Here is an 18,808-nt window from a genome sequence, read left to right as displayed (position 1 = left end):
AGCAGTTGGCTGTAACACTAAAAGTTAGTAAATTTGCACACGTTAAAGATTGAAGTGGCATCCTTTTTTGAAGTATGAAAAAAAGATAGAACGTAAAGCCTGTTAAAACGTCCAACTTCTAGATAGGACTTTAAAAAAAATGACTAGAAGTGACAAAAAAATAAAATAAAAAAAATGAAATACGACATTATTATTATAGGAAGTGGACCTGGAGGATATGTGACTGGTATTAGAGCATCTCAATTAGGTTTTAAAGTAGCTATTGTAGAAAAAGAATCTTTAGGAGGTATTTGTTTAAATTGGGGGTGTATCCCAACAAAAGCTTTATTAAAATCTGCACAGGTGTACGATTATTTAAAACATGTAGATGAGTATGGTTTAAAAGCAGAAGCTATTGATAAAGATTTTGATGCCGTAATTAAAAGAAGTCGTGGTGTAGCTGATGGAATGAGCAAAGGAGTCGCTTTTTTAATGAAGAAAAACAAAATTGACATTATTGACGGCTTTGGAAAAATAAAAACTGGTAAAAAAGTAAATGTTACAGATGCAGACGGTAAAGTAACAGAATATAGTGCAGACAATATTATTATTGCTACTGGTGCTCGTTCTAGAGAATTACCAAACTTACCTCAAGATGGTGAAAAAGTTATTGGTTATAGAAAAGCAATGACATTGCCTAAACAACCAAAATCTATGATTGTAGTGGGTTCTGGTGCTATTGGTGTTGAATTTGCTCACTTTTATAATGCAATGGGTACAGAGGTTACTATTGTAGAATATATGCCAAATATTGTGCCTGTAGAAGATATTGATATTTCTAAACAATTTGAACGTTCAATTAAAAAAGCAGGGATAAAAGTAATGACAAATTCTTCTGTAGAGGCTGTAGATACTTCTGGTGAAGGTGTTGTTGCAACTGTAAAAACCAAAAAAGGTGAAGAAACTTTAGAGGCAGATATTGTTTTATCTGCAGTTGGTATTAAATCGAATATAGAAAATATTGGTTTAGAAGATGTTGGAATTATTGTAGATAGAGATAAAATTTTAGTAAACGATTATTACCAAACAAACATTCCAGGTTATTATGCAATTGGAGATGTAGTTCCGGGACAAGCTTTAGCACACGTTGCTTCTGCAGAAGGAATTACATGTGTTGAAAAATTAGCAGGTTTACATACAGAACCAATAGATTATGGCAATGTTCCTGGTTGTACATATGCTACTCCAGAAATTGCTTCTGTAGGTTTAACAGAGGCTAAAGCTAAAGAAGCTGGTTACGATTTAAAAGTTGGTAAATTTCCGTTTTCTGCTTCTGGAAAAGCAAAAGCCGCAGGTACACCAGATGGTTTTGTAAAAGTAATTTTTGATGCCAAATATGGTGAATGGTTAGGTTGCCACATGATTGGTGCTGGTGTAACAGATATGATTGCTGAAGCTGTTTTAGGTAGAAAATTAGAAACTACAGGACATGAAGTGTTAAAAACAATTCACCCACACCCAACAATGAGTGAAGCTGTAATGGAAGCTGTTGCAGATGCTTATGACGAAGTAATACATTTATAAAATAAATATTGTTATTGTAAAACTTACTTGTTTTACAACGATAACTATATATTAATTAAAAACCGAAACAGTTTGTTTCGGTTTTTTATATTTGGAAAATCAATATGATAAACTTGATTACTAACAAAAAGAAATTTTTAGTAGAACTTTTAAAAGCAATTTTAAAGCTTGTAATTGCTGGTGTTTTTATTGGCTATTTAAAAGAATACGATTTGCTAGTTGCAGGTATTTTATTGTTAAAAATTATACACAATGTTTATAAAGACATTTATAAACCTAAAAACAAGAATTGGCTACTGTTAGTGGGCATGTTACTAACTTGTTTTGGCGGAATAGTTGGTGAGACATGGGGGGTTACAAACGGTTATTGGGAATACCATAAAGTTTTCAGAAAATTACCTCTTTGGTTGCCTTTTGCATGGATGCTCGCGTTTCATTATTTATACAAATTAGAACAAAATTTAATTCCGATTCTAAAAAAACAATCTCAAAAAAATAAAATTATTTTAGCTATAATATTGGCTTTAACCTTACCTGCTTTTGGTGAAGTAATTACCATTTATTTAGGTGTTTGGACGTATTATTGGCCATACCAATTGTTAGGTATTCCTTTATACGCCTTTATTTGCTTGGTTTTTGTGCATATGTTGGTTTATACCATTTTACATTTTGTATGTAAAAAATATCAAATTAAAGATATCGTTTTTAACTAAAATCGCCAGTAAACAATTCGAGTTACTTTATTGCCTTGATTTAAAGGAATAACTTTAAATTCTTTTACGCCTAATTTAGTAGAAGATTTTTTTAAACTCTCCACATTTTCTTTCTTAGAAACCAAACTTGTAAACCATTTCGATTTTTTTGAAAACAAAGAACTTTCATATAAATAGTTATGTAAAAAAGCTTTTTCTCCTCCAAAATACCACAGTTCGTTATTATTTCCAGAAAAATTACGAACTGCATTGTTGCCTAAATTTCTTGTTTTGCGTCGGTTTGCACCTTGTGCTTCTTCAGCAGATTTATAAAAAGGAGGATTACACATGGTAGCTGTAAAAAAATCATCTTCTTCTATAACTCCTTTTAAAATATGCTGTTCATTAAACTGTTGACGTAATTCTATTTGATTCTCTAAGTGGTTGTCATCTATATTGTCTTGGGCAGTATCTAGTGAATCTAAATCGATGTCTGTTGCCACAAAATTCCAATGATATTCAGCAACACCTAAAAGCGGATAAATACAAGTGGCTCCAGTGCCAATATCTAAAATTTTAATATTTTCTTCCTCAGAAAGTAAATCTGCTAAATGATGTATATAATCCAAACGCCCTGGAATTGGAGGACATAAATTTTCATCAGGAAAATCCCAAATAGATAGTTGATCAAAAGAAAATAACAAGGCTTTATTGAGTTCTTTTACAGCTTTTGGGTTTGAAAAATCTATGGTTGTTGTGCCATATTTATTTTGAGATACAAATTCTTTTAAATGTGGATTTGATTTGACAAGTTCATCAAAATTATATCCTTTATTGAATTTGTTATTTGGATGTAAACCTTTTTCTTTCATGATTGTTTTCTGTCGTTTCTTAAGCAGTAAAGAAAATATAAACTATTTTATAGTTCTAAAACCGTAAATTGTAATTCTAAAGGTTTTAACACTTCTTTTAAAGCCTCTAAAAAAGAAACTCCATATTCTAAATAGTATTCAGAAAAATTGCGTTGCCTTTCTTCTAAAGACTGATTGGGTAACAATTCGTTTTGCAACAATGTAATTCTGTCTACCAAATCTTTCTGTCTTCTTTTTTCTGCTTTTAAAAGTCTTTTTTCTAGATTTTTTAATCCTTTTATTTGTTTTACTTCTTGTGCTTTTACTGCACCTGTAAAAGTAATATCTGTTTTTTTAGCTATCTTTTTTAAATCTTCAAATTGTGCTTGTAGGTAAGCTATTTTCTTATCAAAATCTATCTGAATATCAGAGTTTTCTACTACTTTTTTAGACAACAATTGATGTTGCTTTAAAAATAATTCTTCTAAAGAAATATCTAGTTTGTCTAATTTTATTTGTTGTTTTTTAGATATAACTTGCACAGAATTACGCAACAGTAAAATAGGAAAAGTAACTTTAACTTTACGAAAGTAGTTTTTTAGTTGCATCCAATATGCCATTTCTCCTCCGCCACCTATGTAACATAAATTTGGCAAAATTACTTCTTGATACAAAGGTCTCATAATTACATTTGGCGAAAATGCTAAAGGGTTTTCTTGAGCCTCTTTTAAAATTTCTGCTTTGGAAAAAGAAATTTGTGTATTATTTACTTTGTAAACTCCATCTTCAAAAATAATGCGTTCTCTAAAATTATCACCTAAATAAAACAAATTAATTTCTCTAGGACTTACTTGTATTTTGTAATTTTCTTTAAGCTTAGTAATGGTTTTTGTAACTTCTTTAAAGGAAATTTCGTTCTCTAATTCGTCTTTTACAAAAGGTGTAAATAGCTCTTTTAAGCTTTTATCATCACCATCTAAAATAACCAAACCATGAGCTTTAAACAATTCGTTAGCAATATAACGTGTAGCTTCTGCCAAGTTGTGATGCTTTAAATAACCATGTTTAAAAATTTCTTTTAATTCTTCTGCGTTTTTAGACGTTCCTAATTGGGTTTTAAAAACATCAAACACCGATTGTAAACTTTCTGTAGAAAATCTACCTACTGCACCACCGTCTTCTCTATTCCAAATTACTTTTTTACCTTCAAAATTAAAATAGTTAATTTCTTCAAAATCATGATCTTCTGTTGCCATCCAATAAATAGGTACAAAATTTTGTTTTGGAAATTTTGCAGACAATTCTTCACATAAATTAATTGTAGATATAATTTTATACAAAAAATATAAAGGACCTGTAAAGAGATTTAATTGATGGCCTGTAGTGATAGTAAAGGTGTTTTGCAGTTTTAATAAATTGATATTTTCAGTTGTTTTTTTTGAAATATCAAAATTTGCAAATTGCTTTTTTAAAGCGTCTACCAAAACCAAACGAGTTTGCAATCGATACGATTTTTGTTTTGCTGCTATTTGATTATGAAAGCCAGCAATATTTGGAAAATTATTATAAAATGGCTGAATGGTTTCTTTTTGCTCTAAATAATCTAACATTATTGTAGGAAAAAAACCTGTTTTTTTAAAAGGAATTTGTGTTATTTTCATTGATTTATAACACTTTGTAAGCAACAATCAGTCTCTAAGTTAGCTGTCATTTGGCTTGTTTAATTTTTTATAAAAATACAAATATTTTAGGCTTTTTAGAAAACTTCATTTCAATCTAACAAAGTTTTAACAAGTTCTAAAAAGAGATTCAAAATAGTAAGAAAAATAATCCTTATTTTTGGTACTCTAATCAATTAAATACATGAAAATTAAAGCATTTTTATTAGTTATATTACTTTTTACAGCAAGTATTTTTTCTCAGCAAATACAATCACCTTCAGAATTTCTAGGTTACGAAATCGGCGCTCGTTTTACAAGACATCACAAAGTTGTCGATTATTTCAAATACGTGAGTAGTAAATTACCAAACGTTCAACTAGAAAAATATGGTGAAACAAACGAACACAGACCTCTGTATGTTAGTTACATTTCTTCGCAGTCAAACATCAATAACATAGAAAACATTAGAAAAAATAATCTTTCTCAAACAGGAATCATCAACGGAAATAAAAGTAATAACGTGGCTATTGTTTGGTTAAGCTATAATGTTCATGGTAATGAAGCGTCAAGTACAGAGGCCTCTATGTTAACCTTGTATGCGTTGGTTACCCATAAAAAAGCATGGTTAGAAAATACAATTGTAATTATAGATCCTTGTATTAATCCTGATGGAAGAGACAGATATGTAAATTGGTACAATCAAGTAAAAAGTACCCCTTTTAACGTAGATCAAAATGCTAAAGAACACTTAGAACCTTGGCCTGGTGGAAGGCCTAATCATTATTTGTTTGATTTAAATAGAGACTGGGCTTGGGCAACTCAAGTAGAATCTGTACAAAGAATAAAATTGTATAACAAGTGGATGCCACATGTTCATGTAGATTTTCATGAGCAATACATTAACAACCCTTATTATTTTGCACCTGCAGCAGAACCATTTCATGAAATTATTACAGATTGGCAACGCAATTTCCAGACAGCCATTGGTAAAAATCACGCAAAATATTTTGATAAAGAAGGTTGGTTATATTTTACCAAAGAAAGTTTTGATTTGTTATACCCAAGTTATGGAGATACATACCCAACATATATGGGAGGTATTGGTATGACTTATGAGCAAGCTGGGCATGGAATGGCTGGCTTAGGAATCAATACAGATGAGGGTGAAGTACTGACTTTAAAAGACAGAGCAACACACCACATGACAACTGGTTTGTCTACTGTTGAAATTGTTTCAAAAAACGCTATAAAATTAAATAAAGAGTTTAAAAAATACTTTAATAATAACGATTTAATTTATAAAAGTTATGTGTTAAAAAATAGTAATGAAGATAAAATGAATCGTTTAAAAGCTTTATTAGACACCCACGAAATTTTATATGAAAATGCTAAAGGAGGTTCTATAAAAGGCTACAATTATAGTACACAAGAAAACGATAAAATGGAAGTTTCTGATGGTGATTTGATAATTCATACCAATCAACCAAAGGGAAAAATGGTAAAAGTTTTGTTTGAACCCAAAGCAAAAATAGTAGATTCTTTAACCTACGATATTACTGCTTGGTCTTTACCTTATGCACATGGTTTGAATGCAGTAGCTTCTAAATCAAAAGTAAGTTCGGCTGTAAAAAGTCAGTCTTATACTTTTAATAATGTTGCAGACAAAACAGCTTACGCTTACATTTCTAAATGGAATAGTATAGACGATGCAACCTTTTTAGCAGATTTATTAAAAAATGATATTGTACCTAGGTTTACTGAAAAATCTTTTGGTGCCAATGGTAAAACCTTTGAAAAAGGAACATTAATCATTCTTAGAAACGATAATAGAAAGAAAGGTTTTGATGAAAAACTAATTAAAATTGCTAATAGAAATATGCGTCAATTAACCAATGTTACTACTGGTTTTTCTGAATCTGGTGTAGATTTTGGTTCGTATTCTGTAAAACCAATCAACAAACAAAAAATTGCAGTTATTTCTGGTAAAGCAACCTCTTCATTAAGTTTTGGTGAAGTTTGGCACTTTTTCGAAACACAATTGCAATACCCTATCACCAATATAAATTCAGATAATTTTTCTAAAACAGATCTTTCTAAATATGATGTAATTGTAATGCCAAGTGGTTATTACAATTCGGTTTTAAACAAATCTACTATAGATAATTTAAAAAAATGGGTACGTTCTGGAGGAACTTTACTGGCTATTGGAAGTGCTTTAAATAGTTTTGCCAACAAAGATGATTTTGCATTAAAAACAAAGAAAAATGAAGACAATACAACCGATGATAATTTAACACCATTTGCAGAAAGAGAACGAAAAAGTGTTGCAAATTTAATTACAGGAAGCATTTTTAAAAGCGTTTTAGATAACTCACATCCGTTGGCTTTTGGTTATGGAAAAGCCTATTTTTCTCTGAAACTAAGTGGCACATCATATAACTATTTAAAAACCGGTTACAACGTAGGTTATTTTGATAAAAACACCAAAAATGTATCGGGTTATGCAGGTAGCAAAGCTGTTAAAAATGTACCTGAATCTTTGTTTCTTGGTGAAGAACCAATAGGAAAAGGAAGCATTGTTTATATGGTAGACAATCCGTTATTTAGATCTTTTTGGGAAAATGGAAAGCTTTTTGTTGCCAATGCAGTTTTCTTACTGAATTCTAGTACTTTAAAATAGCTTTTTAATTTGGGCGTTTTAACGGGCTTTACACTATATCTTTTTGCAAAAAAGCAAAAAGGATGTCGTTTCAATCCCTAACGCACATTGTATGTCTAAAAACTTTTTTTAATTTCTTTAAATTATTAGCTTTTTAAAATTTAACAAAAAAAAGACCTCACAAGTTTTAAAAACCTGTGAGGTCTAAAGTATTTAAAGAAATCTATTTCCTTTTCTGATGTAAAGGAACAGGCTTTTCTCGTTTTTTAACTGGTGTTCCATACAAATCGTAATCTCCTGCTTCGTGAATTTTCACATCAATAAACTCGCCAATTTTTATGTAATGTTCTTTAGCATCTACTAAAACATCATTATCTACATCTGGCGAATCAAATTCTGTTCTTCCATAGAAATACTCTCCATCTTTTCTATCAAACAAACACCTGAATGTTTTACCAATTTTTTGTTGATTCAACTCCCAAGAAATTTGAGATTGCAATTCCATGATTTCATTCACTCGCTTAAACTTTACATCTTCTGGCACATCATCTTCTAAAACATAAGCACCTGTATTTTCTTCATGCGAATATTGAAAAGCACCCAAACGTTCAAAACGCATCTCCTCTACCCAATCTTTTAATTCTTGAAACATTTCTTCTGTTTCTCCTGGATAACCAACAATTAAAGTTGTTCTAATTGCCATTTCTGGCACTACTTCTCTAAATTTATGAATTAAGGCTGTCGTTTTTTCGTGAGTTGTACCACGTTTCATCGACTTTAATAACTCTGTATTTATGTGCTGTAAAGGAATGTCTAAATAATTACACACTTTGGGTTCGCGTTTCATAACTTCTAAAACATCCAGAGGAAAACCTGTTGGAAAAGCATAATGCATTCGAATCCATTCAATTCCATCTACTTTTGTTAGTGCCTCTAATAAATCTGCTAAAGCACGTTTTTTGTAAATATCTAAACCATAATAGGTTAAATCTTGTGCAATTAGCATCACTTCTTTAATTCCCTTTTCTGCTAATTTTGTGGCTTCTTTTACAATATCTTCTATGGGAGTAGAAACGTGTTTACCACGCATTAACGGAATAGCACAGAAAGAACAAGGTCTATCACAACCTTCTGCAATTTTTAAATACGCATAGTGTTTTGGTGTAGTTGTTAAACGCTCGCCAATTAATTCGTGTTTATAATCTGCCTCTAAAGCTTGTAGCAAATTGGGTAAATCGTGTGTACCAAAATATTGATCTACATTGGTAATTTCTTTTTCTAAATCTGGCTTGTAACGTTCACTTAAACAACCCGATACAAAAACTTTGTCAATTTCACCAGCTTCTTTTCTTTGTGCATAATGCAAAATAGTATCTATAGATTCTTCTTTTGCTTTACCTATAAAGCCGCAGGTATTAATTACTACAATATTGCCATCATCATTTACATCTTCATGTACCACATTTTTACCATTAGCTTTTAATTGCCCCATTAAAACTTCACTGTCGTAAACATTTTTAGAGCATCCTAAAGTAACAACGTTAATCTTATTTTTTTTGATGGTTTTTGTACGCATAATATAAATAGCTTTATACCTAAAGCATTATGCTTTAGACTTATATTTTTTTTGCTTAACGCTTAAAAACTAAAGCAAATAGCAATCAGGTTTCAAAGCGATTGCAAAAATACAAGTTTTAAAATGATTTATAAACGCTATTAACGATAGTTTTCTGGTATTTTTATACCTTGGTTAATTGTTAAAAAGCATGTCTTTTTTCATCAATACTCTCTTAGAACTGATTTTATTTAACTTGCTTCTAAACTTAAAAAAAACGAACTTAGCTAACTTTGAATTCAAGTCATTAAAACGATGTCATATTTCGAATTTAAGTTAGGCGTAATGTAACAAAACTAAGGTGTTATCGTCTTCCATTAACAAACCAATTAGAAAATTAAAATGCTAAAAAAAATATCGGAAAGAAAAGAAACTTGGAAAACAATCTTTCTATTTCTTACAATCGTTCTTCTTCTTACTTCACCTTTTCATTATGCTATAGTAAATTTATATCCATCACGGATATATGTTGGAGCTATAATGTGGTGTCCTGCAATTGCAGCATTTATTACCTTAAAAATAAAAGGTCATAAGATTTCATCTCTCAATTGGAATTGGGGAAATTGGAAATATATTCAACTCTCTTATTTAATTCCTGCTTTATATGGCTTAATCACTTATATACTCATCTGGTTTTTTGGTTTTGGAAGTTTAACAAATAATGAAGCAATTACAGATTGGGGAAAAGAACTTGGTTTAATTGGAATAGGAACTTTAAATACTGCATCAATTGCAATCATAGCTATTATCTTATTAGGAACTATTGAAATCATAAGAGCAGCAGCAACAACTTTAGGAGAAGAAATTGGATGGAGAGGTTTTTTCATTTATGAATTAAGAAAAGTTCTTTCTTTTACTGGTGTTTCCATTTTTAGTGGAATTATTTGGGCTGCTTGGCATTGGCCACTACTTGTTTACTATAGTAATAATATGCTATTAGAATTTATAACATTCTTCATCGTAATCATTTCTATGTCTTTCATCATGAACTACTACGCTTTTAAATCTAAAAGCCTTTGGCCGGGTGTAATATTTCATGCAGTTAGCAATGTATATATTCAAAAAATATTACCTAAATTAACAATTAAAAATGAAGGAACGGAACATTGGCTTGGTGAAAACGGAATTATGTTTGCTATCGTGACTTGTGTTTTTGGAATTTATTTTTGGAAAAAAGCAATTAAAGAAAAATTGTAACTAAAAACACAGCGCCCAACAAAGAACTGAGTTAATAACCAAATAAACTCTTCATTAAATTTAGACATTATTTTTCTTGCATTGTTGAAGTAGAATAAATCTCCTACGTTGTTTTATTTGAAATGCAACAAGCTATAATTACTGTTATTCTTTTTAATTTATTATTTAAAGAAAGAATCTACAAATTCGTGTTTATTAAAAACTTGTAAGTCGTCAATACCTTCTCCTACTCCAATATATTTTACGGGTATTTTAAATTGGTCTGAAATACCAATTACAACGCCACCTTTTGCTGTACCATCTAATTTAGTAACGGCTAAAGAAGTTACTTCTGTAGCTTTGGTAAATTGCTTGGCCTGTTCAAAAGCGTTTTGACCTGTAGAACCATCTAAAACTAATAATACATCATGTGGCGAATTGTCTACTACTTTCTGCATAACACGTTTTATCTTGGTTAACTCGTTCATTAAATTTACTTTGTTGTGCAAACGACCTGCTGTGTCTATAATTACTACGTCTGCTTTTTGTGTTACTGCAGATTTTAAGGTATCAAATGCAACAGATGCAGGGTCTGATCCCATTTCTTGACGTACAATTGGTACATCTGTTCTGTCTGCCCAGATTTGTAATTGGTCTATGGCTGCTGCTCTAAAAGTATCTGCTGCACCTAACACTACTTTTAAGCCTTGTTTTTTAAATTGTGCTGCCAACTTACCAATGGTTGTTGTTTTACCAACGCCATTTACACCTACTACCATTAAAACATAAGGCATTTTGTTGCCGTCTTTATCTACTGGAATTTCAGGTATTTTAAATTCGGTTTCGTTACCAACATTGGTTTCAGATAATAACCCTGCAATTTCTTCTCTAAGAATTTTATTTAATTCGTCTGTACCAACATATTTATCTTTGGCAACACGTTCTTCTATTCTTTCAATTACTTTTAGGGTTGTATTTACACCTACATCAGAGGCTACTAAAACCTCTTCTAGGTTGTCTAAAACATCATCATCTACTTTAGATTTACCTGCAACAGCTTTGGTTAGTTTGCCTAAGAAGCTTTCTTTGGTTTTTTCTAAACCTTTGTCTAAAGTTTCCTTTTTTTCTTTAGAAAATATTTTTTTAAAAAAACTCATTTTTTATCTTATTTAATAAACAATACGTTAAAAACGTGTTATTTATTGTGTTTGATCAAATTGTCATTAAAGTTGCCTGCGTTAGCGATTGAAACGACATCCTTTTTTGAGGCACGAAAAAAAGATATAGTGTAAAGCGCGACCTTTAGGGAACGCCCAAAAATACGTAATATTAAGGCACAAAAAAACTACTTTCTGTAAATAGAAAGTAGTTTGTTATATTTTATGAGTAAATACTTACTTTTTTGCTAAGAAGTTGTTTACTTCTGAAGGATCCATAATAGATTCTACAAACATGTAAGCTCCTGTTTTTGGAGACTTTACCATTTTTATAGCTTTACTTAATCTTTTTGATCCTGTTTGTAACGATGCTACTGATTTTTTTGCCATTGTCTAAATTTTTAAATCTATGTGCTCTATTCTGAGTTCTAGATAGTTTAATTACTTAATTTCTTTGTGAACAGTCATTTTATTTAAGATAGAATTAAATTTTTTAATTTCCATTCTATCTGGAGTGTTCTTCTTGTTCTTAGTAGTAATGTATCTAGAAGTACCTGGTTTACCAGAAGCTTTGTGCTCTGTACATTCTAAAATTACTTGAACTCTGTTACCTTTTTTTGCCATCTCTGTATAATTTTAATCCGCTAGAACTTATTTAGTTAAAAATCCGTTAGCTCTCGCTTCTTTTATAACTGCAGAAATTCCTTTCTTGTTAATATTTTTTAATGCAGAAGCAGAAACTTTTAATGTAATCCATTTATCTTCTTCTGGAATGTAAAAACGCTTTGTCATTAAATTAGCGTCAAACTTTCTTTTTGTTCTATTCAAAGCGTGAGAAACATTGTTTCCTACCATTGCTTTTTTTCCTGTTAATTCACAAACTCTAGACATCTTATTGACAGTATTTTATAGTGTTATCTCTAAACGAGGTGCAAATTTACATATAAATATAATTCTGAACAAACGATTTTTAGAAATTTTTAAATAATTTCTCTTTGTAAAATTTCTAAGGCTTTACTTACAGTTCTATTGATTACTTTTTCTCTGGGTTGCCCAAAGTTAAATTCTTCTACAATTTGTTTACTATCTGTAGCTAATGCAATAAAAACGGTGCCTAAATTATCGGTATTTTTGTCTGTTGTTGGGCCTGCATTTCCTGTAACTGCAATGGCATAATTGGTTGCTAACTTTTCTTTTGCGCCTTTTGCCATTTCTAAAGCTACTTGTTTGCTAACCACAGTTTGTTGTGCTATCGTTTTTGTAGCAACGTTTAGTATTTTATGTTTTGTTTCGGCTGTATAGGTTACAAAACTTCCTTTAAAATAGGCAGATGCACCGGCTACAGAGACTAAAGTAGCCGCAATTTTACCACCTGTTAGGCTTTCTGCTGTACAAATAGTTTTGTTGTTGGTTTTTAGCAACTCTCCTATTCTTTTTTCTAGAGATGCATCATCATCTAAACCAGTAATAATATCTGGTATTAATTGATAAACTTTTGCAATTTCTGCATCTAATTCTTTTTCTAACTGCTCTTTATGATCGCCTTTGGCGGATAAACGCAAACGCACTCTACCAAAAGAGGGTAAATAAGCTAGTTTGATGTGGGTTGGTAGGTTATCTTCAAAATCTTCTATTATTTCAGCTATGGTACTTTCTCCTTGTCCATAAGTCATAATGGTTTTATGGATGATAAAAGGAAGTTTGAATTGTTTTTGAATTTTAGGTAACACTTTATGAGTGATTAAACCTTTCATTTCATAAGGTACTCCTGGGAGTGATACAAAAACAGTTTCATTTTCGTAAAACCACATTCCTGGTGCTGTACCAAAATTATTCATTAATAAAGTAGCTTTAGATGGTAATTGTGCTTGATAACGTTGAATTTCTTTAAATGGGTGATTTATTTTGCTAAACAACTCTTTTATATGGTTTATAACTTCTGGATATTCTACTACTGTATCATCATTAAAAAACTTTGCAATCGTTTTTTTAGTGATATCGTCTTTTGTTGGCCCTAAACCTCCTGTAATAATTACGATATCTACTCTACTCTGGGCTTCATGCAATGCTTTTAAAATGTGTTGCTCATCATCTTGTATAGAGGTAATTTGATATACAGAAACGCCAATTTTATTTAATTCCTGACCTATAAATTGCGAATTGGTATCTACAATTTGCCCAATTAAAATTTCATCTCCTATTGTAATTATTTCTGCTTTCATTAAGTTTCTTTACATGTTATTTAAAGTGAATGAGTGCAAGTTTCATTTTTTTATTCTTTTATTATTTCTTTAAAATTAGGAGTTTATGAGTTATTTTTCTTTAATATATTTCGTAATAATCAAAACAAAATATAAGCAAAAATAGTAATCAATATGATAGAGAAGTTTATACAATGATCTTAATATTCATCTTCTCTAAAATCTATAATAACTCCATAAAAAATAGTAAAACAATTGAATCGTAATTGTTTTTAACTATTTCACTCTTATTTGTAAAGCCTCTTTGCCTTCTAAAACACCTTTTAAAACATCATTTTCAGCAACTTTACCAACACCTGCTGGAGTACCTGTAAAAATAATATCTCCTTTTTTTAGTGTGAAGTATTGTGAGACATAACTGATTAATTCGTCTGTATTCCATAACATAGCATTGGTGTTTCCATCTTGAACCAATTCATCATTTTTATACAACTGAAATTGTAGGTTACTTAAATCGAATTGCTCTTTTGGATAAAGCTCTCCAATAACTGCGCTTCCATCAAATGCCTTTGCTTTTTCCCAAGGCAAACCTTTTTCTTTACATTTTGCTTGTACATCTCTGGCTGTAAAATCGATTCCTAAACCAACTTCATCATAATATTTGTAAGCAAATTTTGCGTCTATATGTTTCCCAACTTTATTAATTTTTACCAACACCTCTACTTCGTAATGTACATCATTAGAAAATGGCGGTATAAAAAACGGATTTTTTCTAGGTAAAATTGCTGAGTCTGGCTTTAAAAAAACAACAGGATGTTCTGGTTTTTCGTTTGCTAATTCTTCTATGTGTTTTGCGTAATTGCGCCCAATACAGATTATTTTCATGTTTAAATTATGAATTATTAATTACAAATTCATAGTGAATAATTCGTGATTGGAAATTTTTTATTCCCCAGCTTCTGGAAAAACGATTGCCCTATTACCAGAAACAATTATTTGATTGTTTAAGTGGCATTTTACAGCGCTAGCCAACACCAATTTTTCTATATCTGCACCAATTCTCTTTAAAGTAGTGGGTGTACTCTCGTGTGTAACTGGTTTTACATCTTGCTCAATAATCGGGCCTTCATCTAAATCTTCAGTTGCATAATGCGCTGTGGCCCCAATTAATTTCACACCTCTTTCATAGGCTTTTTTATATGGATTTGCTCCTTGAAAAGCAGGTAAAAAAGAATGGTGAATATTGATGATTCTCTCTGGATAATGATTGATAAAATCTGAGGATAAAATTTGCATATATCTTGCCATTATAACCAAATCGACTTTATTGGTATCTAACAATTGTTTTACCTGAGCTTCTTGTTCTTGTTTCGTTTCTTTGGTTACTGGCAAATGATAAAATGGCACATCAAACATGTCTGCAATGTGTCTTAATTTATTATGATTACTAATCACCATTTTTACATTACAAGCTAAACTTCCTTCTTTGTATCGCTCTAATAAATCATATAAATTATGACTCGTATGAGATACCATAATAGCCACATTTTGTTTGCTATCGCCATAATTTACAGACCAATCAAATTGTAAAGGTTCTGCTAGTTTTAAAAAAGATTCTTCTAACTCTTCTTTAGAGATATTTGTTCCATCAGCATTTAAACGTATGCGCATAAAATACATATCTTCTATTGAATTTACATACTGCTGGCAACTTAAAATATTGAATCCTCTTTCAAAAAAGAAATTGGTAATTTTTGCCACCAACCCTTTTTGATCTGGACATTTTATTAAAAAAGTTACTACTTGTGATTTCATTTTGAGTTTGGTTGTTAGTTAATGGTTGTTGGTTGTTGGAATTATACATAATAACTAAAAACCAACAACTAAAACTAATTACTATAATTTATGGTATCCATTTTTTAGGAAAGTTAGGTTTACGTTTTTCTAAAAACGCATCTCTACCTTCTTTTGCTTCATCTGTCATATATGCCAAACGTGTGGCTTCTCCTGCAAAAACTTGCTGACCAACCATACCATCATCTGTTAAATTCATGGCAAATTTTAGCATTTTTATAGAGGTTGGACTCTTAGCTAAAATTTCTTGCGCCCATTGATATGCAGTAGTTTCTAATTCATTATGAGGAATTACAGCATTTACCATTCCCATTTCATATGCTTCTTGTGCTGAATAATTGCGTCCTAAAAAGAAAATTTCTCTCGCTTTTTTTTGCCCCACCATTTTAGCCAAATACGCAGAACCATAACCACCATCAAAAGAAGTTACATCTGCATCTGTTTGTTTAAAAATTGCATGTTCTTTACTGGCTAAAGTTAAATCGCAAACTACATGCAAACTATGGCCACCACCAACTGCCCAACCAGGAACTACTGCAATTACAGCTTTTGGCATAAACCTTATTAAACGTTGCACTTCTAAAATGTTTAATCTGTGATACCCATCATCACCAACATAACCTTGATGACCACGTGCTTTTTGGTCTCCTCCAGAACAGAAGGAATATACACCATCTTTGGTACTTGGCCCTTCTGCAGAAAGTAATACAACACCAATATTTACATCTTCATTGGCATCGTAAAAAGCATCATATAATTCAGAGGTCGTTTTAGGTCGAAAAGCGTTTCTAACATTGGGTCTGTTAAAGGCTATTCTTGCGACTCCATTCGATTTTTTGTACGTAATATCTTCATACTCTTTAACGGTTTTCCAATCGGGTTGTATCATATTTTTATATTTTAGACGTTCTAAAGAGAACTAAATATTTAGATTTACAAAAATAAACATTCTAAATTATGATTAAGAAAACGTTCCTATTTATATTCTTATTTTTTTCATTTTATGGATTTTCTCAAAAAGTTATTGAAAAAACTTTAAATTCTGATTTTGTAGATACAGATAGAGAAATAAAAATATACTTGCCAGAGGGCTATGATCCTGATGCAGAAAAATACTACCCTTTGGCAATTGATTTATACGAAACTACCGGAAGACTGCCTAAAAAGAACAAAAAACTACTTTAGCAACTCAATTCTATCTTCTTTAATAACAATTAGTTTTTGTTTGTATAAATTTCCCACTGCTTTTTTAAAGGCTTTTTTACTCATTTTCATATGAAAACGTATAGAATCTGGACTGCTTTTATCTGTTAACAACAAAAAGCCGTCTCTACTATTTTTAAGTTTTTCTAAAACTTTTTCTACATCTGAATCTATTACATTTAAAAAACCTTGTGGCCTTAAAGAAACGTCTATTTTACCATCTTCCCTAATTTGTTTTATGTAACCAGTAACCGCCATGTTTTCCTCTAGTTCTTGAAAAACCTCGCTTCTAAAAAGCAAACCTTCGAACTCATCGTTAATTAACACACCATAACCCAAACTAGTTTCTGCTTCTATAACCAAATTTACTTGGTCTCCTTCCTTAAAATTATAATCATTTTCTTGAAAGTTATTTCCTTCTTCGTCTGTATCCATTATTTTATATATTTAAAATATTCTTTTAAAACTATATCATTTTTTGCACTTGGTGTAAAAATCTCTAGTATTTTCGGTTTTTCTGAAACTTCAAAAAAACCATTTAATTCTTTTGTAACTGTTTTTGTTGAAAAGGCTTTTTGATACTCAAACTCATAGGTTTTAGCCAAGTGCTCTGCAGTTAAACAATGTGGCGTTTCAAAATAATTTAAGGCATTTGTGGTTCCTGGTCCTGGTATAATTTTAAAAATACCTCCACCAGAATTGTTTATTAAAACAATTCTAAAATTAGCAGGAATATTTTTGTTCCACAAGGCATTAGAATCGTAGAAAAAACTTAAATCGCCCGTGATAAAAACAGTCTGTTTTTTATTAGTAAAAGCAGCTCCAATTGCTGTAGATGTACTTCCATCTATACCACTTGTACCTCTATTACAAAAAACATTAATACCATTTTTAATAGTAAATAATTGTGCATATCTAATAATGGCACTATTGCTAATTTGCAGTTGGGTGTTATCTGGTATTGTAGCTAAAACCTGTTCAAAAACTTTAAAATCTGAATGTTCTAAAGTTTCTAAATACAAAGCGTGCTTTGCTCTTCTTTGATCTCTTATTTGCAACCATTTGGGTTGATAATCGCTTTGTATGGGGCTGATATAAGTTTTAAATTTTTTAAAAAAATCTACAGGTGTTGTTTGTATAAATTCCGACAAACAAAAAAATGTATTAGTCGCTTTTTTAGAATCAATATTCCAATGATGCTTGGGTGCAAAATCTCTAAGAAAACGTTTAATTCTTTTAGAAACAATCATACCACCAAAAGTAATAAGTATATCTGGCTGCAGTTCTTTAAAATCGGCATCATCTAAAGAAAAGATTAGTTGATCTATAGCATTTATAGCTTTATCATGATGCAAGTTAGAGGTGGTTTCTGTAAAAATTAATACAGAATCATCATTTGCATACAAATCTATTAATTGATGTAGTTTTTTATTTGGATAATTTACCCCAACAACAATCATTTTTCTTTTTGCCTTATTCCAAATTGTAGCTAATTCTTTATAATTGATATGAGAGTTATCTAAAGAACTCATAGAAATATGAGGGAAATGGAATTTCTTTAATTCAGTAACTGTTTCATACAAAGGTTCATCAAAAGGAACATTAATGTGCACAGGGCCTAATTGTGCCACAGAAATCTGCAAAGCCTCCCCTATTAATTGTGCATTTCTAGCTTTAAATTTAGGGTTTTCTATCAAATTAGCAGAAAACAAAATATGATTTGTAAAAACATTTTCTTGCCTTATGGTTTGTCCATCGCCAATATCTATCAAATGTTTAGGTCTGTCTGCAGAAATAACCACTAAAGGAATATTGCTGTAAAAAGCTTCAGCAATAGCAGGATAATAATTTAGCAAAGCAGAACCAGAAGTACACAAAACAGCCACTGGCTTTTGTGTTTGCTGGGCAATACCTAATGCAAAAAAAGCAGCACAACGTTCGTCTACAACACTTAACGTTTTAATTTCTGGATGATTAGAAAAACCTATCGTTAAAGGTGCATTTCTAGATCCAGGAGAAACAACAATTGTATCAACATTAAATTGATAACAAGCTGCAATTACAATTTGTGCGAGTTCTTTTTTAGGATACATTTATCTGAGTTACAAAGTAGCAAAGTTACAAAGTCAAAAAGTTTTAAGGCATAAAAAAATCAGAAAGTAAAATATTTTCTACT

18 protein-coding genes are annotated in these 18,808 nt (G+C 30.8%); 5 read left to right on the top strand and 13 right to left on the bottom strand.

The genetic code is table 11. The features are described 5' to 3' along the window. The first annotated feature begins 174 nt into the window (after positions 1–174). Positions 175–1,563 (top strand): dihydrolipoyl dehydrogenase, encoded by a 1,389-nt coding sequence (gene lpdA / locus AC2D6T_RS04340; RefSeq protein WP_484680589.1) that lies wholly within the window; start codon positions 175–177, stop codon positions 1,561–1,563. A 113-nt stretch (positions 1,564–1,676) separates the two neighbouring features. After that, a complete protein-coding gene (locus AC2D6T_RS04335; protein WP_484680588.1) occupies positions 1,677–2,276 on the top strand; it encodes a hypothetical protein in 600 nt (199 codons plus the stop codon). Here the strand turns inward: AC2D6T_RS04335 and rlmF are convergent. Continuing rightward, entirely contained in the window at positions 2,273–3,127 is an 855-nt protein-coding gene (rlmF, locus tag AC2D6T_RS04330; protein ID WP_484680587.1) for a 23S rRNA (adenine(1618)-N(6))-methyltransferase RlmF, read from the bottom strand. The two genes, AC2D6T_RS04335 and rlmF, sit on opposite strands and share 4 nt — an antisense overlap. A 47-nt stretch (positions 3,128–3,174) precedes the next feature. Continuing rightward, positions 3,175–4,767, bottom strand: a complete 1,593-nt coding sequence (gene bshC / locus AC2D6T_RS04325; protein WP_484680586.1) for a bacillithiol biosynthesis cysteine-adding enzyme BshC — start codon at positions 4,765–4,767, stop codon at positions 3,175–3,177. Positions 4,768–4,969: 202 nt separating this feature from the next. Here bshC and AC2D6T_RS04320 point away from each other — a divergent pair, with 202 nt between their 5' ends. Continuing rightward, complete coding sequence (locus AC2D6T_RS04320; protein WP_484680585.1) at positions 4,970–7,447, top strand: M14 family metallopeptidase; 2,478 nt, start codon at positions 4,970–4,972, stop codon at positions 7,445–7,447. Positions 7,448–7,649: 202 nt separating this feature from the next. On the opposite strand, the gene rimO is transcribed toward AC2D6T_RS04320, so the two are convergent. Further along, a complete protein-coding gene (gene rimO / locus AC2D6T_RS04315; RefSeq protein ID WP_484680584.1) occupies positions 7,650–9,002 on the bottom strand; it encodes a 30S ribosomal protein S12 methylthiotransferase RimO in 1,353 nt (450 codons plus the stop codon). 381 nt (positions 9,003–9,383) lie between these two features. On the opposite strand from rimO, the gene AC2D6T_RS04310 reads away from it, so the two are divergent. After that, entirely contained in the window at positions 9,384–10,238 is an 855-nt protein-coding gene (locus AC2D6T_RS04310; protein ID WP_484680583.1) for a CPBP family intramembrane glutamic endopeptidase, read from the top strand. A 161-nt stretch (positions 10,239–10,399) separates the two neighbouring features. Here the strand turns inward: AC2D6T_RS04310 and ftsY are convergent, their stop codons facing one another. From ftsY to AC2D6T_RS04270, 8 genes are all read right to left on the bottom strand, one after another. Further along, positions 10,400–11,374, bottom strand: coding sequence for a signal recognition particle-docking protein FtsY (ftsY, locus tag AC2D6T_RS04305; RefSeq protein ID WP_484680582.1), 975 nt, complete (start codon positions 11,372–11,374; stop codon positions 10,400–10,402). A 237-nt stretch (positions 11,375–11,611) separates the two neighbouring features. Continuing rightward, on the bottom strand, positions 11,612–11,764 hold the full coding sequence (locus AC2D6T_RS04300) for a DUF4295 domain-containing protein (protein WP_298948137.1): 153 nt from the start codon (positions 11,762–11,764) through the stop codon (positions 11,612–11,614). A gap of 51 nt (positions 11,765–11,815) precedes the next feature. Further along, a complete protein-coding gene (gene rpmG / locus AC2D6T_RS04295; protein ID WP_237588763.1) occupies positions 11,816–11,998 on the bottom strand; it encodes a 50S ribosomal protein L33 in 183 nt (60 codons plus the stop codon). Positions 11,999–12,025: 27 nt separating this feature from the next. Further along, on the bottom strand, positions 12,026–12,265 hold the full coding sequence (gene rpmB / locus AC2D6T_RS04290) for a 50S ribosomal protein L28 (RefSeq protein ID WP_077809621.1): 240 nt from the start codon (positions 12,263–12,265) through the stop codon (positions 12,026–12,028). 89 nt (positions 12,266–12,354) lie between these two features. Beyond that, entirely contained in the window at positions 12,355–13,596 is a 1,242-nt protein-coding gene (locus AC2D6T_RS04285; RefSeq protein ID WP_484680581.1) for a competence/damage-inducible protein A, read from the bottom strand. Positions 13,597–13,851: 255 nt separating this feature from the next. Then, the gene (locus tag AC2D6T_RS04280) at positions 13,852–14,460 is read right to left on the bottom strand and encodes a fumarylacetoacetate hydrolase family protein (protein WP_484680580.1); all 609 of its coding nucleotides are present in this window, start codon (positions 14,458–14,460) and stop codon (positions 13,852–13,854) included. 60 nt (positions 14,461–14,520) lie between these two features. Continuing rightward, complete coding sequence (purU, locus tag AC2D6T_RS04275) at positions 14,521–15,390, bottom strand: formyltetrahydrofolate deformylase (RefSeq protein ID WP_484680579.1); 870 nt, start codon at positions 15,388–15,390, stop codon at positions 14,521–14,523. 88 nt (positions 15,391–15,478) lie between these two features. Further along, positions 15,479–16,318, bottom strand: coding sequence for a 1,4-dihydroxy-2-naphthoyl-CoA synthase (locus AC2D6T_RS04270; RefSeq protein WP_298948131.1), 840 nt, complete (start codon positions 16,316–16,318; stop codon positions 15,479–15,481). A 68-nt stretch (positions 16,319–16,386) separates the two neighbouring features. On the opposite strand from AC2D6T_RS04270, the gene AC2D6T_RS04265 reads away from it, so the two are divergent. After that, positions 16,387–16,614, top strand: coding sequence for a hypothetical protein (locus AC2D6T_RS04265; protein WP_484680578.1), 228 nt, complete (start codon positions 16,387–16,389; stop codon positions 16,612–16,614). Here the strand turns inward: AC2D6T_RS04265 and AC2D6T_RS04260 are convergent. After that, positions 16,606–17,067, bottom strand: coding sequence for a S1 RNA-binding domain-containing protein (locus AC2D6T_RS04260; protein WP_484680577.1), 462 nt, complete (start codon positions 17,065–17,067; stop codon positions 16,606–16,608). The two genes, AC2D6T_RS04265 and AC2D6T_RS04260, sit on opposite strands and share 9 nt — an antisense overlap. Beyond that, positions 17,067–18,725, bottom strand: a complete 1,659-nt coding sequence (gene menD / locus AC2D6T_RS04255; RefSeq protein ID WP_484680576.1) for a 2-succinyl-5-enolpyruvyl-6-hydroxy-3-cyclohexene-1-carboxylic-acid synthase — start codon at positions 18,723–18,725, stop codon at positions 17,067–17,069. Before menD ends, AC2D6T_RS04260 begins: the two co-directional genes overlap by 1 nt. Between the last annotated feature and the right edge of the window lie 83 nt (positions 18,726–18,808).

This window comes from Polaribacter sp. YIW18, from assembly GCF_057219325.1.
Note: the sequence above shows the minus strand (reverse complement) of the source record. Positions and strands in the feature narration are given on the sequence as shown.